The following is a 15,015-nucleotide window of genomic DNA, read 5'->3' as shown; positions in this document are numbered from 1 at the left end:
AACTCAAAAGCTAGATTTATCAGGGGTTATCAATAAATCAACAAATTTACGCTGAAAACGGCTATTTAAAACCTTTTTCAGGGAACTATATAACCATCCCTTCCACAACAACCAAGTTATAAAGTTAGGTTATGAAGAGGAAATTTTATACCAGTGCGATTACAGGTATCTTACTTCTTGGAGGTTGCACATCTGGAGTAACTTCTCCCCCGAGAGAAGGTTTTGAAGTCAAGTTTTTAGTCGGTAGCGCTTTACAACAATTTTGCAATCAAGCAGCCGAACAATTCAATCAAACAAAACCCAAACTGAATGATGGTAAAGCTTTCTACTTAAGTTGTCAGGCAATGGGAAGTGGTGATGTCGTCACAACCCTAGTTAATCAAGCCAAGCAACTTCAATCTGGAAGCTTGCAAGCTGACTCACCAAAGTTTCCTACTTTAGTTTCTTTAGATGGAGAAATTTACCACTCTCAATTAATCTACCAGTACAATCAAATATTCCCCGGACAAAACTACATTCCTCAAATTACTGATGCGCCGTTACTGGCAAATAGCCCAATGGTGTTTATGGTTCCTGCGGATGTGGCTACTGGGTTGCAAAAGCAAGAGGATGTATACAAAGTATTAGTCAAGGCAAAAACTCACAAAGAACTTGATGCAAGTAGCCCCATACTACCCATTTACTTTGTTCAATCTGCGCCCACTCGCTCAAATTCAGGCTTGCAAACACTTGTCTCGCAGTTTGTGTCTGTCTCTGGGAAGCGCCCCGAACAACTGACACCGACAGATGTCCGGAAATTCCAAACCCAAATCCAAAATATTCAAGCCAAAGTGACTCGCTACGGTGTTTCTACAGATGCTTTAGCGTCTGATATGGTCAAAAATGGTTCTTTTTGGGCTTCCGTCGCTTCTGTTTACGAATCATCGGTTATTAAAGCAAACTCAAGTCTACAACCAGGTCAAACCCGTTATAAAGCTATTTATCCAAAAGCAACCTTTACCTCTAATATGCGGGCTATCATACCCAATGCACCTTGGGTGAGTGCAGATGAAAAAGCAGCTGCGGAAAAAGTTATTGCTTATTTGCAATCTCTCCCAGCACAGAAAATTGCAACAGAACTGGGTTTAAGACCGGGGGTTCCAGGAGTGGAGTTGGGAGCAAAATTTACTCCTGAGTATGGCGTTGACCCAAATGTTATATATGATTCCTTGCGTCCCCCACAACCAGAAGTGGTTGCTAGTATGCTCAAATCTTGGCAAGAATTTGCCAAAAAACCCTCACAGGTTGTCGTAGTGGTGGACTCTTCCGGTTCTATGCAAGGTAATAAGTTACCAGCTGTGCAAAATACCCTGCGACAATACATTGAAAGTCTCGGTCCAAAAGAAAAAATTGCCCTCATTGATTTTGATTCTGCAATTCGGACTCCCATCGTTGTAGACGGGACTCCTCAAGGCAAAGAACGAGGAATGCAATTCATTAGTAGCTTGCAGGTAGACGGTGGGACTAAACTTTATGATTCTGCCCTCTATGCACGCAATTGGTTAAGAAACAATCTTCGTAAAGATGCGATTAATGCAGTTGTCATCTTGACAGATGGCGAAGATTCTGAGTCTTCAATTAACCTAGATAAACTACAGCAAGAACTGGGAAAAAGTAACTTTAACAGCGACCAAAGAATTGCCTTTTTTACTGTTGGTTATGGCAAAGAAGGAGAATTTAATTCAGAAGCATTGGAAAAAATCGCTCAGGTTAATGGGGGTTACTATCGTAAGGGAGATCCAGCAACAATTTCTACGTTGATGTCAGATTTACAGGTGGAGTTTTAATGAAATTTTTGGAACTGTCATTTGTCATTTGTCCTTATTCATTTGTTATTTTAGCAGTTCTCAATGAAGCTGGACATTATTTTTACCCCTCCGAACCTCCCCTTAATAAGGGGAGGTGCCGCAGGCGGTGGGGTTCTTTCTATGTATCTTCATGTAGAAACGGTATTGTTATTTACTTGTATCAAAGAATTAATTCCATTTCTTTGGATTTATATGGCAATTCTAAATCATTTGTAAAATTTTCCTTTCTCTCTTTTCTTAGCACTCTCGACAACGCCAGGTGCTTCTCCTTGGGGAGACGCTACGCGAATAAGCCGGGGAACCCTATTCGAGCAATGGCTCGTCTTGGCGGTTCTATTTTTTAAAACTCCAATAAAACTGCTATATGTACTCAAAGATTATTAATACCATGAGGGAAATGTAATGATCAAATTAGCAAATCCTTTTTTCTACCCATTAAGTGTATTAGTTGGTGGAGTCGTTCTTGTTGTTGGTGTCCGTTTTGCTAAATTACCTAATGTTGTTATATTACCTACTGCTGCTTTAGTAGCAACAGCAGGAGCAGCTTTCTTAAAATCGCGAGAGCCAGACGAAGAAAAAATCGCACAACAAGAGTTACAAAAGGAATTAAAAACCCTGCATTCTACTGCTAAAAATTTGGCAGAAAAATCGGGAGATTTACGTCAAGAAGCACGGCATCTTTTGACGGATGATAGTTTGAAATTAGAATTATTAGTCGTTGTTGAAGAAGCTTGCGATCGCGCAATTCATTTACCTACACAAATTAACCAATTAGCAGAACGTATCCAAGGCAACCATTCTTTACTATCTCCGGTAGAACTACAAAAGCAATTACAAGAAGTGCAAACTAAAATGCACTCTAGTTCCGGAATTGCACGCCAAAACTTAAAGAAATTAGCTGAGAGTTTAGAACGGAATATCCAGCTAGCAAAAGCAGGGCAAGACACTCGACAAGCGCAAATTGTCAATCTATACACGTTAATTCAAGAGACGGCTGGGGTGTTGCAACAATTACAAAATAAGTTGCGTGCTTCTAATCTCAGTAACTTTGAAGAAGTCAATGAATTGCGTTTTTTAAGTGCGGAATTCAATAGTTGTTTAGAAAATAGCGAAATTTTAGTAAAAAACTAATTGAAAAAATTTATATCTATGGCTCAATTTACATTTCGTTCCAAACAAGTAATGACTTCTCTGGCAATAACTCTCGCATCACTCGGTTTAGCTTATGCACCAATACCGGGATTACAACAAACAGTTGTGATTATTAGTGGTACGGAATTGCAAGCCCCATTACAAAAGTTAGCCACCCGGTTTCAGCAAAAAAATCCTAATATTAAAATAGAACTCAAATTTCAAGGCTCTCAAGATATTGTCAACAACTATATCGATGGAAAAAATGAGCAAAAGCCAACAGTCTTGATTCCAGCTTCCTCTGAATTTCTAGATGAATTACGCCAACGCTATACAGCACAAAATAACAGCGATCCCTTTTTAGAATCACCACAGCCAGTTGCTAAAACTCTCCTCGTCGGTATTGCTTGGTCAGAACGAGGAAAGATTCTTTTCCCTAACGGTCGCTTTTCTTGGCAACGGGTAGAACAAGCTATGCAAGCTTCTAACTGGCAAGCAATCGGCGGTCAGAAGGATTGGGGTAGCTTTGATTTTGTCATGACCGACCCAGCCCGTTCCAATAGCGGTCAAGCCACTCTTGGTTTGTGGTCGCTTTCAAAACTTGGTGGTGATAACCCTAATAGTGCTAATTTCAGCAATCCTACGGTGACTTCTCTATTTGGGACAATCAAGCGTTCAGTCTATCAACCGCCCCGTTCTACAGATATTCTCTTACAAGAGTTTATTACTCGCGGACCCAATGATGCCGATGTGGCAACGGTATATGAAAGTATTGCTTTATCCCGATGGCAAGAATCTGGTAAAAGTGCAGGCAAACCCTATCAAATATACTACCTTGACCCCACCATTGAAACCGTTGCAACTGCAGCAGTTCTTCGTCAAGAAGTAGATTCAGCAACTGCCAATGCTGCTAAAAGTTTCATTTCTTTCATCAAAGAAACCGAACAACAAAAGGTATTTATAGAGTACGGTTTCCGTCCTGCAACTCGCGGAATTAATCTCCAACAAGTTGCGGGCAGCCCTTGGAATCAGAATATACCCGGAGTGGAAGTGAATCCATCGGTAAAAGCAGTCCCAGTTCCTAAAGCCCAGGTTCAAGCGGAAATTCAACGTGTTTGGCAGCGGGCAAACTGAGCTAGCCTTACCAGGCATCTTTTTGCTGTCTACCATAGTTAAGAAACAGTCATTTTGGTATGCTAAAAACCTAGACTAACTTTTATTTAAATTATGCCTGCGCCTACCATTACCTCCTTTAGCACAGCCTTTCCCCTGGCAGCCGTCGTCGGTCAAGAAGCAATCAAGATAGCTCTACTGTTAGCAGCAGTCGATCCGGGTTTGGGAGGTGTTGCGATCGCAGGTCGTCGCGGTACGGCAAAATCTGTTATGGCGCGTGCCATCCACGCCTTACTCCCGCCCATTGAAGTTGTTAAGGGTTCTATCAGCAATTGCGATCCCAACCACCCAGAAGAATGGGATGACAAACTTTTGGCAAATTTAGGGCAGGTACCTTGTCAATTGGTAGAGGAGAATGGGCAGGATGTCCAATCCACAGCTATTGAAACCGAAGTAATTCCCGCACCTTTTGTACAAATTCCCCTAGGAGAATATTGAATTTTTAGGTCGCATTGACAATCAAGTTAAGATTCGCGGCTTCCGTATTGAGTTGGCAGAGATTGAAGCAGTGCTGAACCAACATCCAGCAATCCGAGAAACAGTAGTTGTTGTGAGTGAGGATATACCTGGTGATAAGCAATTGGTAGCTTACATTATTCTCAACCAGGAACAGATACCAACGCAAGAAATGCAAAGGCTTGTGTCCCTACTTCGCCAATTTTTATCAGAAAAGTTACCAGAATACATGGTGCCGAAAGTTTATATGGTATTGGAATCGATACCGCTAACACCTAATGGAAAAGTGGATCGCCATGCTTTACCTACACCAGATACACTTAGTTGCGATCGCGAAGAGTATATAGCACCAAGGACGCAGGTTGAAGAGTTGCTTGTGGAAATTTGGGCTAAAGTTTTGGGAAGAGAGCAAGTAGGCGTCCGCGATAATTTCTTTGAATTGGGCGGGCATTCTTTATTAGCAACTCAGTTGGTTTCGCGAATACGAGACGCTTTTAAAATAGATATGCCTGTACGTAATTTGTTTGAAGCACCGACTGTGGAACAATTTGCTAGGTATATTGAAACCATGTGTTGGGTGGCAAAAGGTTTGGATAACGCTGGAACTACGGGACAAGAGCGAGAAGAGGTGGAATTTTGAGGAAACTGTGTTTTGTGAGGTGGAGATCTGCGCTTTGTGGTAAGTACAGCCACTGCGGAGTATCCTTATTTTTGCCTCGCTAACTGGGATTCTTTATGAGAGCCAATATGGAATCAGCAAATGTTTGGGCATTTTTCTGCTTCCATGCGGGACTCATATAATTAAAAATCAAATTTAGCTTATCATTTGTTGTTGATGCACATATCCCAAAGCCTAGATCGTTGATCCAATTTCGGTGCATTGGAGTCATAAGATTGATTTTCTTAATTGCAAATCTATCTGTATAATTTCGACCAATGTTTAATTTTCCAATGTTTGTTAGCAGCACATAAGGTATTTTCTTGTTGTAATCGGAAGAAATTTCTTGCACGCTCTTGTCAAGATAGTTATCCACCACTGTCTTTAGATAGTAAAATGATGAATTATTAGCCAAATAAGATTTTAAATCTGCTTGATATCTTCTTGAGAAATCAATAATATCGATGCCATGCTCTATATTATAGAAAAGATAACCAAACCCAGACCAAAATCCAAGAACTCGATCCTCTACATCATAATTATAGGATTTTCTAAGGTTGAGCCCGGAACTCGTTTTAAGTATTGCTGAATTATATCCTTCAGCCTCGATCTTTTCTGCCATTGGTTTGACTAAGCAAGCCATGAGAAAAGAATTTACTGAAATTTTATTTTGCTTACAAAATGAGAATACTTGATATGATTCTTCGACACTCAAATCTCTTTCTATAATATGAGTAAATCGATTGTTTATGTCACAGACATAGTTGTCCATATTTTCTAATTCTTTAATCCGCTCTAGTTCTGTAATTTTATGACAATCCCAGTCAGGAAAGAGCTTTAAATCAGGATAAATTTCGTTAACTTCATATGAAATACTGGGAAGACCATTTTCGATATCTTTAACGTAAGATAGCAATTTCATTGCAGCATTGTATACAGAAATCCCATCGGAAATGATATGAGATATTTTCAGTATGAGATTGATGTTGCTTCCATTCCTCAAAACAATTAACTTTGCTAACGGGTGAGTATTGTATACTGAACGGGTATTTACTTCTTTTTGTATTAATTCAATTCTCTCTTGGTTGTTATTGTACTCTATTTCCTCAAGGAGGATTGGCTTATCAATATATATAAATTCCGGGTTCTCTCCCTCTAAAATAAAACATCTTAAATAAGAACTAGTTCTTTGTAGTCGAGATAGTGCTTCCTCGATAAATTCTCTTTTTATATCACCAATTAATTGAATATTTATTAATACATTGAAAGGAGAAGAAAGATCGATTTTAAAGAATACCTTTTCGAGAGCGTTGAGTTGTCTTTTAGTAAAATTCATAATTCTCCTTATTATTGAATTGTTTTGGGTTTAAGGAATCGAGCGGAAATAACTGTACCTTTACTGAATTAATTGCTAAATTTGTGAATCATATATTTGCTAAAGATAACTTAATCATAAGCTTTATACGTGAGGAGTAGTATGGCACTTGGCATCAAATCATAATCACAAGTTCTAATGCCGAGGTTTCTTTGGTATATCTGCATTATAAAGATATGCTTCAACAAAGGTATGAGTTCAAATTTAACGCGCTTAAAAAAAATTCATCTTGCTAGCGCTAAGTATGAGAGTAAACTTTGTGGCAATGTGAAAAAACAGCGAATTTTTGCCATAGCTTGGAATGAGATTACGAGGGTAAATCCCCCTACCTTGGGCATGGGGGTTCCCTGTGAAGAGTTTCCTCTTAAAGTCTACAACCCGTTTAACTAGCTACTGTAGCCGAAAAACCACCGTCAACCATCAGCGTATGTCCCACAACAAAGGACGATTTTTCTGAAAGGAGCCATAGCACAGCCTCAGCTACTTCAGACGGTTCACAAATGCGACTGATAGGATAGAGAGATTCATACTTTCTGACTTTCGATGGTTCCAACCCATCCGTCATATTTGAAAAAATATCGGTTCTGGTTGCACCTGGTCCAACAGCATTTATTCTTATTCCTTTCCGAATATACTCGATTGCAGCAGTCTTCGTTAGGTTCATGATAGCTGCTCGACTGGAATTGTAGGCTGCTCGTCCTAGACGTCCTATTCTACCTGAAATAGATCCCATATTGACGATGGTTCCTCCACCATTTTTCAGCATCGCCTCAATTTCATACTTTAAAAGGAGGAAAGTTCCCCTCAAATTGATTTCAAGAATTCTATCCCATTCAGATAAGGTCATGTCGGAAACAGCTTTGCGCTCACCATCATACCCGGCGCAATTGAAAGCACAATCAAGTCTTCCATATTGATTTAAAATTGTTTGAAGCAGTTTTTTAACTTGTAGATCGTCGCTAATGTCGGTTTGGATAAAAACAGCATTACCGCCATTTTTTTGAATTTCAGAAACGGTTTTCTCTCCTTTTTCCGGTCTACGGTTGGCTATTATAACATTAGCTCCATGTTGAACAAAAAGGAGTGCTGAAGCACGACCTATTCCAGAACTACCACCAGTAACAAGAGCTATTTTACCATCCAATAATTTTGTATTTTCCATTTTATTTAATCCCTTTTTTATCGAATCTAGGCTTGATTTTTTAGGTTGATAAACGCTCGCTTCTTGATTCTGCAAGTATATAAAAATCAACTTTCTCTAGTTACAAAGCTTGAATTTAAAGTTCAACACATCTGCTGTTTTAGCTTCCAATACTAGTAAAGAGAATGTTATGTTGATTTTAGACTACTAATGATTACTTGAAAAAACATGGTTTTTCAAGCCAATTCTTCTGAGTTGAACAACGCTTCTAAAACATAAGCAACTCCATCCTCTTGGTTGGAGAGAGTAACAAAATCAGCTACTTTTTTTAGTTCAGACACTGCATTGCCCATAGCAATCCCTAAGCCTGTTTCTTGAAGCATATCCATATCGTTATAGTTGTCACCAAAACTGATTATCTCTTCTGGTTTTATTCCAAAATGTTTTGCAACATGCAATACAGCTTTTCCTTTTGAATTATTTTTTGCTACAAATTGTAATCCCCAAATATTATCTTTCCAGGCAGCAATGGCAAATTCAAATTGTCCTTCAAATTGGGATGAAACTGCTAGTAATAACTCTTGAAGTGCATCTTTGACATCAATCAGCAAAATGCTAGTAGGAGAAAATTCAAAAGATTTGAGAGAAGAAATATTCTTAAAAGAAATTCCTAATTCTTGTGAAAGTTGTTCGCTACAAAAATTATAAGCAGTCAGATAAATATCTTCATCAAAGTTAAAATGTACTACGGTCTTCTTTTTCTCTAGTAATTCCAAAATGTGCAAAACTAAATTTTTAGGAATTGTCTCGTGGTGATAAACTTGACCAGATATGATATCTTTCACTAATGCACCATCGTGGGCAACAACAATTCCTGAAGTTCCTAATTTTTCAATATGATTTTTTATGGCGCTTGTCACGCGTGCCGTCGCCAAGAGGACAAAAATTCCCTGGTCGGCGATCATTTTAACAGACCCAATTGTACGAGGTGATAATTGATGATCGTTATTTAAAAGAGTACCATCCATGTCAATCGCTACCATTTTCAACTTATTAAGCTTCTTACTATCAACCAGCCGATATAGCTCATCTTTTAAGTAGTACATAATTCTCTTATTCTTAATTCTTAGTTCACTCAGATTTTGAACCATTTTCAAAAAAGGTAGTTCAGGTATCTGCCTTACAATGAAAAAATAGCCATTTGAAAATACAAAAATTGTATTATTCTAACTGGTGCAAGACCTGAGTTGGAAAACACCAACTTATATCAAGCCGATAGGAATACTCATCATTAAGGTTAACGCCCAAACGTACCTGACGCATCTGATGCGGAGAGATCTTTATGATGACGAATTAAACGGGCTTGATATTAAAAAATGTTCAGCGCCTTGAAGCCAACGCCCAATGCGGCGATGGCGATGGCATCTTCGCTTGAGGTGAAGTCGGTAACCGTGTTTAAGGTGTCGTTCACAGTGGTGCCAAAGACCAACACGCCGGAGTCTCTGGTGAGAGCGGGCATATCTTTCACCTTTGCCAAGTTGACGATTCGAGTGTCTTTCTCAGGCGGAGTCTCAAGATTGCTGAAGGTTGGTGTCGTTGAGCCATTGTCGGTACGGAAAAACTCCACCAGGTACTCCGCCAGTGCGTCTTGCTCAGTTCCTGCGGGGGCAAAGGTCGCTGAGCTAAGATACTCTAAAGTAGCAGTGCCAATATGCTTGATTGCTCCTCTGATAGGAGTAAATCCATCTTCTAAGCTAAAGATTAAGTTATCTCCCTTGTTGGAAACGATACGATAGCCCACCTCGAAACCTTCAGCAGGTGTAGCCCCATTGTCCACATCGAACAACATCAAGCCGAGACGCTCGAAAACTGACGATTCAAAAGTTATGCTGGTCGTTCCTGAAACGATCTCGAAGTTATCACCGGAGGGAACGATCTTAGCGTTGATCCGAGCGTCACCACCGTCGGTTCCTGGTAGCCCTTCGTCTTTAAATGCAACACCTTCTTCGGGCGAGAACAGGAGATCGGTTTCTATTACCAAGGTGCCCGCATTGACATCAACCTGGATCATCTTAGGGTTGCTAAAATCGAAGACAGGAACCATCGTATCGTCTATAAAGATAAGACCAGTCACTGTATCTGTGACACGCGACTCATCAAATTTAATGAAGGGGTCTAAAAAAAGTAGCTGCCCGAGTGCATTCTGAACGTTGACGACATCCTTGCCGAATGCCGGGAAAGGATAGCCATCGCCGCCGTCCGCGAGGTAATTGGTCGTCACCAGTCGTACCTCACGGTCGGGATCGCCCTGGAACTCGCCGTCCTTAACGATAACATCGACAATTTCTCCCTTCCGATCAACGATATTTAGATTCTGCACTCGCTCGCCATTGTTAATGACCTTGCCGCTTTCGGCACTATCGAACTTGATTCGTGTCTGGTTTGGGTCAAAACTAAAGCTCAAACCAGCAACTTGCGGAAATTGACTGGAAGCCGCATCTTTGTTGGTACCTGCAAGGCCGTGCTCGACGACGTACTTGAGTTCTTGGCGGGTTACTGTCAGCAGGGTCAATGCGTTGTTGAAGGGCAAGGCGTTGACGATATCAAGTTTTGAGATCTCACCCGTTTTCTTGCCCGCTTCGGGTTTTGCTTCGGGTGGTAAAAGCTCGCCTAAATCACCCACTTCGCCGATGCTAGCACGAATACCACCACCGTTTACGATCGAGACCAACACGGTGTTGTTCGACCTTGGCACGACTCCAAGGAAGTCAAGGGTATCAATGTTTCGTGCGAAGGCAAGATTGGCGTCTGCAATTAAGTTACCGAAGTTGGTTTCTTCTGTTAGCACAACCTTGGGACGACCCTCAAGAAATACTTCCGTTCGACCGAAAACGTTATTGTTTTGGAATTGCACGACCTCATCCGCCTGATTCACGAGGATTTGGACTTCGGTACCCTTTATACCTTTAGCAAACGGGTCATTGTCCCAGTAGAGATTGCTGACAACTTCGTTGGTCATGGTGGCATTTTGCACGTTGTTGATGGTATCTACGCCACTTTTAAAGCTCTTGGTGTGGATCGTTTGAGGCGTTAAGGTTTTCTCCATGGGGTTTTCCTTAAAATTAAGACTAACTATCGATCTCTAATTTGTTAGTTTGTTAGCGCTCGCCATGACTTTTCAGTAACGCCAAGTTTACGATTTAGCGTCAGACAAGCGGTATTTGCCGATAAATAAAGATGCACATTTTTGGAGATGTCTGCGTCGTTGTCCTAGCAGAGAATCATACCAACTTGCACAGGTGCGCTCGCCAGGAAAATCGGATTCTTGCAACTAGAGCAAGATGTAAGAACTCCACAATTTTAGCAATCAAACAGTTTGAGCTTCGACAACTTTATTCATTTCAGAAATTGTTCTTTGCAAGGATTTGATATCTTCTACATTCAAAATTAAAGCAGAGGGTAGAATTTGACGAATCAACCTAGACAATACTTGTCCTGGTCCTATCTCAACAAAAATTTCAATTCCTTGTTCTTGAATATAACGTATTGAGGGTTCCCAATGTACAGTAGAAGTCATTTGTAACTCCAATAATCTCATCCATTCAGAACCATCGATCGCTGGTCTTGCTGTAACATTTGAGATAACAGGGATTGTAGCATTATGGAAATGAGCATTATGAATATTATGAGAAAATTGTTGAGCAGCTTCTTGCATTAAAGGAGAGTGAAATGCTCCGGAAACAGGTAAAGGAACAGCTTTCACATTATTTTCAATAGCAAAGTCAATAGCTGCTTCTACAGAATTATCATCTCCAGAAATAACAACTTGCTCTTGCGAGTTTAAGCTAGCTGGAACTAACACGCCGCCTTGCTGAACATTCTTTCTACATATTTCTTTTGCTTCTTTTAATGTAACTCCTTTCAAGGCTACCATACTACCTTTCTGCATCTTTGACATTAAAGTTCCTCTAACCTGAATTAAGGTTATAGCATCAGAAAACGAGACTACACCAGATGCAACTAAGGCAGCATATTCTCCAGCGCTATGTCCACAAATGAACTCTGGTATTAAAGGAAAAGCCTTTTGGAAAATAGTGTATATCGCTATACTTGTCGCTAATAAACAAGGTTGTGTAACATAAGTTTCCATCAAATCTTCTTGAGAAGCAAAGAAGGTAAGACCTCGAATATCTAAACCAGTTAACTGTTCTGCAAATTCAAAAATTTCTTTAGATGATGGAAACTCTTTTGCTATCTCTAACCCCATTCCAACATACTGAGATCCCTGTCCTGGAAAAACTATTGCGTAGCGAGATTGATTGATAGGTTTCATAGCTCAAATAATAACTTTAATTACAAAATAATCATCTTCTCGGTTAGATAAATTCACCAAATTAGCAGCTTCTTTAATTCAGGTATTGCATTAGTTATTGCAATACCTAAAATCGCAATTTATTTGTCTGCAGACTTACTTATTGATTCTCAGATGAAATTTGATGCCAACATTATTCCTCATAATAATAATTGGTAGGTATCTTGTATTGTTTTGATTTTTCCTGCTTGGGTCGTAGATATCTTAATGCTAAATTTTTGACGTATTAGCATCACAATTTTGACAATGTCTACAGAAGAAATTCCTACATCATCTACCCAAGAAGCTTCAGGTCTAAGTTTATCTCGGTCTATGTTAAGTCTTTGTGCAACAACATTGCAGAATTCATCAAATGAAGTTGTATGAGAACGTTTGTCATTTAGAATAACCATAAGTTTCCTCTTTGTTCCATGTTGATACTTATTCAAATTCAGACATTTTAGTGACATCAAAATCTTGTTTGCTAATATAGTAGCATCATAACTTCATGACTCATAGTATTATTAATCATTGAGTATCGTAGTCGCGGTGTTATTTCTATGCATCTTTATTTAAAAACGGTATTAGCTATTAAACCACTGAATTGTTAGATCAAAAAGTTCTTTTTGATGAAAGGGAAATGAATGATGTGCTCCTTCTATTATCTGTAACTTTGGTGGTTTCTCTGATGTCATCTGTGCTTGTTCCACTAATTGTTTTACCTCTTGCAATGGAACTGTTACATCTTCAGTTCCATGAATGATTAATAAAGGCTGCTTAACTTGAGAAACGTCCTGGAATATATTAAGTTCAGAAGATTGCTTTAGAATTTCAGATCCACATCTCATAAGTTCTCCCTGGTAGAGAAATTCTGCTTCATCATCTTCTTGCAAAATAGAAAATGAATCTTCCCCAATTAATCGCAGTAAAGCACCTGATAAATCAGTAAATGGTGCCCATGCAACAGTTTTATATATCCGTGGATTTCTAGCACTTTCTCGGATAACAGTTACTCCACCTAAGCAATGTCCAACTAGTCCAATCCTCTCAATATCAACATCATGTATTGTGGTAACTAAATTAATTGCAGCTTCTAAATCCTCTAGTTCTCTATCTAAAGTTAGGTCTACTAAATCACCATCACTATCACCTGAACCAGCAAAATCAAATCGAAACACAGATATATTGTATTTTACTACATAGCGAGCAAATTCTACAAAACGCCGACTTCCACCAATTTTTGTACCAGCAAAACCGTGACATACAATCAAGCAGGCCATAAGTCCATTTCCTTGCCCATGATGCATAACTCCCACAAGATTTTGACACCGCTTATTTTGGAATACAAATGCTTCCATTTTAGCCATTTTGTCGTCCTCTTCTTATTTTCTAAAATTTTAATTTACCGAACAAATTGCAATTGCAATTGCAATTGCACAGTCTTTATCATGGCTAATGCTTACATCTAAATGATGTGCTGCAATTCGCTGCCAAAATGGAAGAGCAGTTCCTTGTAAAAAAATAATTGGTTTTCCAGAACTCTTGTGTAGAATTTCTATATCAACCAGTTCAATCTCACTAATGCCACTTCCCAAAACCTTGATTATTGCTTCTTTGCAAGCAAACTTGCCTGCTAATCTTTGAAGTCTGTGAGCATCATTAGCAAGAGCTAAAGTATCATTCCACTCTCTCTCTGTAAGCCAGACTCCCGTGGGTGTATCTACCAGGTTTTGTATATCTTTGATAGAGACTATATCTACTCCAGTCTTTATTTGAATAGAAGACTGCGTAGAAGATGCACAAAACCTATTTTCCATAAACATCTGATTCTTGATATATAAACAACTTGTTAGCAAACAAAGGACTTGTCCCAACGCACTAAACTCGCTGCACAAGTCAGTCCAGCCCCAAATCCAACCATCATCACATAATCGCCTGGTACGATTCTCCCTCCTTGAACTGCATCAAATAAAGCAAGTGGAATTGAAGCAGCAGATGTATTTCCGTATTTATAAAGATTGCACATAAAACGTTCAAATGGAATTCCCAAGTACACAGCGACTTCTTCAATAATGTGAAAATTTGCCTGATGGGGAACAATTAACTGAATGTCTTCAATGCTAATATTTGCTTGTTTGCAAGTATCAATTATAGCATCGCAGACCATTGGCACCACAGCTTGAAATAATTCCGCTCCTTTCATTCTCAAAAAATGTTGTCTATTTTCGACAGTTTGAGTTGAAGCTGGAAGTGCAGTTCCACCCGCAGGCATATACAAGAGATCCTGACCTGAACCATCAGCACGAAGTACAGAACTTAAGAAACAATTTTCTGGTCCTGACTCAAGCAAAACAGCGCCTGCACCATCTCCAAACAAGATACATGTAGAACGGTCTTGCCAATCTATACATCTCGAAAGAACTTCTACCCCAATAACCAAAGCATTATGGACTTTACCAGCCTTAATAAACTGTGCTGCTGTTTCAAGACCATAAACAAATCCCGAACAGGCTGCAGATATATCAAAAGCAAAGGCATTGGAAGCTTCTATACCATTTTGTACTTTACAAGCAACGGATGGAAATGGAGCATCTGGCATCATTGTTGCCACTAAAACCATTTCTACTTCCAGTGGATGGATACCGCGCTTGCTTAACACCTGCTTTGAAGCAGCTATTGCCATAGTAGATGTGCTTTCTTCAGGAGCAGCAATTCGGCGCTCAATTATCCCAGTTCTTGTTCTAATCCACGCATCAGACGTATCCACGATTTTAGCTATATCGTGGTTTGTCATTACCTTAGCTGGTAAGTAAATTCCTAAAGCAGACAATCTTACAGATATCAAACTTACCTCCTACGAAAATTTGAATTCAGTTGTCTGTA

At 39.5% G+C, this 15,015-nt stretch carries 12 protein-coding genes and 2 pseudogenes; 5 read left to right on the top strand and 9 right to left on the bottom strand.

Going from position 1 to position 15,015, the window contains the following annotated elements:
• Window positions 1-131 precede the first annotated feature (131 nt).
• From ACYRY3_RS31070 to ACYRY3_RS31050, 5 genes and pseudogenes are all read left to right on the top strand, one after another.
• Window positions 132-1,826, top strand: a complete 1,695-nt coding sequence (locus ACYRY3_RS31070) for an extracellular solute-binding protein (RefSeq protein ID WP_460205521.1) — start codon at window positions 132-134, stop codon at window positions 1,824-1,826.
• A gap of 423 nt (window positions 1,827-2,249) precedes the next feature.
• The gene (locus ACYRY3_RS31065; protein WP_460205520.1) at window positions 2,250-2,978 is read left to right on the top strand and encodes a hypothetical protein; all 729 of its coding nucleotides are present in this window, start codon (window positions 2,250-2,252) and stop codon (window positions 2,976-2,978) included.
• A gap of 18 nt (window positions 2,979-2,996) precedes the next feature.
• Window positions 2,997-4,112, top strand: coding sequence for a substrate-binding domain-containing protein (locus tag ACYRY3_RS31060; protein WP_460205519.1), 1,116 nt, complete (start codon window positions 2,997-2,999; stop codon window positions 4,110-4,112).
• A 93-nt stretch (window positions 4,113-4,205) separates the two neighbouring features.
• Window positions 4,206-4,580: pseudogene (locus ACYRY3_RS31055) on the top strand (ATP-binding protein); the annotation flags it as partial.
• Window position 4,581: 1 nt separating this feature from the next.
• Window positions 4,582-5,247, top strand: a pseudogene (locus tag ACYRY3_RS31050) (phosphopantetheine-binding protein); the annotation flags it as partial.
• 79 nt (window positions 5,248-5,326) lie between these two features.
• Here ACYRY3_RS31050 and ACYRY3_RS31045 read toward each other — a convergent pair.
• From ACYRY3_RS31045 to ACYRY3_RS31005, 9 genes are all read right to left on the bottom strand, one after another.
• The gene (locus ACYRY3_RS31045) at window positions 5,327-6,601 is read right to left on the bottom strand and encodes a hypothetical protein (RefSeq protein WP_460205518.1); all 1,275 of its coding nucleotides are present in this window, start codon (window positions 6,599-6,601) and stop codon (window positions 5,327-5,329) included.
• Window positions 6,602-7,022: 421 nt separating this feature from the next.
• Window positions 7,023-7,877, bottom strand: a complete 855-nt coding sequence (locus ACYRY3_RS31040; protein WP_460205517.1) for an SDR family NAD(P)-dependent oxidoreductase — start codon at window positions 7,875-7,877, stop codon at window positions 7,023-7,025.
• Between the two features lie 140 nt (window positions 7,878-8,017).
• A complete protein-coding gene (locus ACYRY3_RS31035; RefSeq protein WP_460205516.1) occupies window positions 8,018-8,932 on the bottom strand; it encodes a Cof-type HAD-IIB family hydrolase in 915 nt (304 codons plus the stop codon).
• Between the two features lie 218 nt (window positions 8,933-9,150).
• On the bottom strand, window positions 9,151-10,887 hold the full coding sequence (locus ACYRY3_RS31030; protein WP_460205515.1) for a 5'-nucleotidase C-terminal domain-containing protein: 1,737 nt from the start codon (window positions 10,885-10,887) through the stop codon (window positions 9,151-9,153).
• A gap of 261 nt (window positions 10,888-11,148) precedes the next feature.
• The gene (gene fabD, locus ACYRY3_RS31025) at window positions 11,149-12,114 is read right to left on the bottom strand and encodes an ACP S-malonyltransferase (RefSeq protein WP_460205514.1); all 966 of its coding nucleotides are present in this window, start codon (window positions 12,112-12,114) and stop codon (window positions 11,149-11,151) included.
• Window positions 12,115-12,293: 179 nt separating this feature from the next.
• On the bottom strand, window positions 12,294-12,545 hold the full coding sequence (locus ACYRY3_RS31020) for an acyl carrier protein (RefSeq protein WP_460205513.1): 252 nt from the start codon (window positions 12,543-12,545) through the stop codon (window positions 12,294-12,296).
• A 171-nt stretch (window positions 12,546-12,716) separates the two neighbouring features.
• Window positions 12,717-13,499, bottom strand: a complete 783-nt coding sequence (locus ACYRY3_RS31015; RefSeq protein ID WP_460205512.1) for an alpha/beta hydrolase — start codon at window positions 13,497-13,499, stop codon at window positions 12,717-12,719.
• Between the two features lie 30 nt (window positions 13,500-13,529).
• Window positions 13,530-13,949 (bottom strand): holo-ACP synthase, encoded by a 420-nt coding sequence (locus ACYRY3_RS31010; protein WP_460205511.1) that lies wholly within the window; start codon window positions 13,947-13,949, stop codon window positions 13,530-13,532.
• Between the two features lie 32 nt (window positions 13,950-13,981).
• A complete protein-coding gene (locus ACYRY3_RS31005) occupies window positions 13,982-14,977 on the bottom strand; it encodes a beta-ketoacyl-ACP synthase III (protein WP_460205510.1) in 996 nt (331 codons plus the stop codon).
• Between the last annotated feature and the right edge of the window lie 38 nt (window positions 14,978-15,015).

The organism is Scytonema sp. NUACC21, from assembly GCF_054684315.1.
The sequence above is the reverse complement of the archived record's forward strand: the minus strand, read 5'-3'. Positions and strand labels throughout refer to the sequence as shown.

Coding starts and splice junctions, on each gene's coding strand:
- fabD (WP_460205514.1), bottom strand. CDS start 12,114: ATGAAACCTATCAATCAATCTCGCTACGCAATAGTTTTTCCAGGACAG.
- ACYRY3_RS31030 (WP_460205515.1), bottom strand. CDS start 10,887: ATGGAGAAAACCTTAACGCCTCAAACGATCCACACCAAGAGCTTTAAA.
- ACYRY3_RS31015 (WP_460205512.1), bottom strand. CDS start 13,499: ATGGCTAAAATGGAAGCATTTGTATTCCAAAATAAGCGGTGTCAAAAT.
- ACYRY3_RS31020 (WP_460205513.1), bottom strand. CDS start 12,545: ATGGTTATTCTAAATGACAAACGTTCTCATACAACTTCATTTGATGAA.
- ACYRY3_RS31065 (WP_460205520.1), top strand. CDS start 2,250: ATGATCAAATTAGCAAATCCTTTTTTCTACCCATTAAGTGTATTAGTT.
- ACYRY3_RS31010 (WP_460205511.1), bottom strand. CDS start 13,949: ATGGAAAATAGGTTTTGTGCATCTTCTACGCAGTCTTCTATTCAAATA.
- ACYRY3_RS31045 (WP_460205518.1), bottom strand. CDS start 6,601: ATGAATTTTACTAAAAGACAACTCAACGCTCTCGAAAAGGTATTCTTT.
- ACYRY3_RS31035 (WP_460205516.1), bottom strand. CDS start 8,932: ATGGTTCAAAATCTGAGTGAACTAAGAATTAAGAATAAGAGAATTATG.
- ACYRY3_RS31070 (WP_460205521.1), top strand. CDS start 132: ATGAAGAGGAAATTTTATACCAGTGCGATTACAGGTATCTTACTTCTT.
- ACYRY3_RS31060 (WP_460205519.1), top strand. CDS start 2,997: ATGGCTCAATTTACATTTCGTTCCAAACAAGTAATGACTTCTCTGGCA.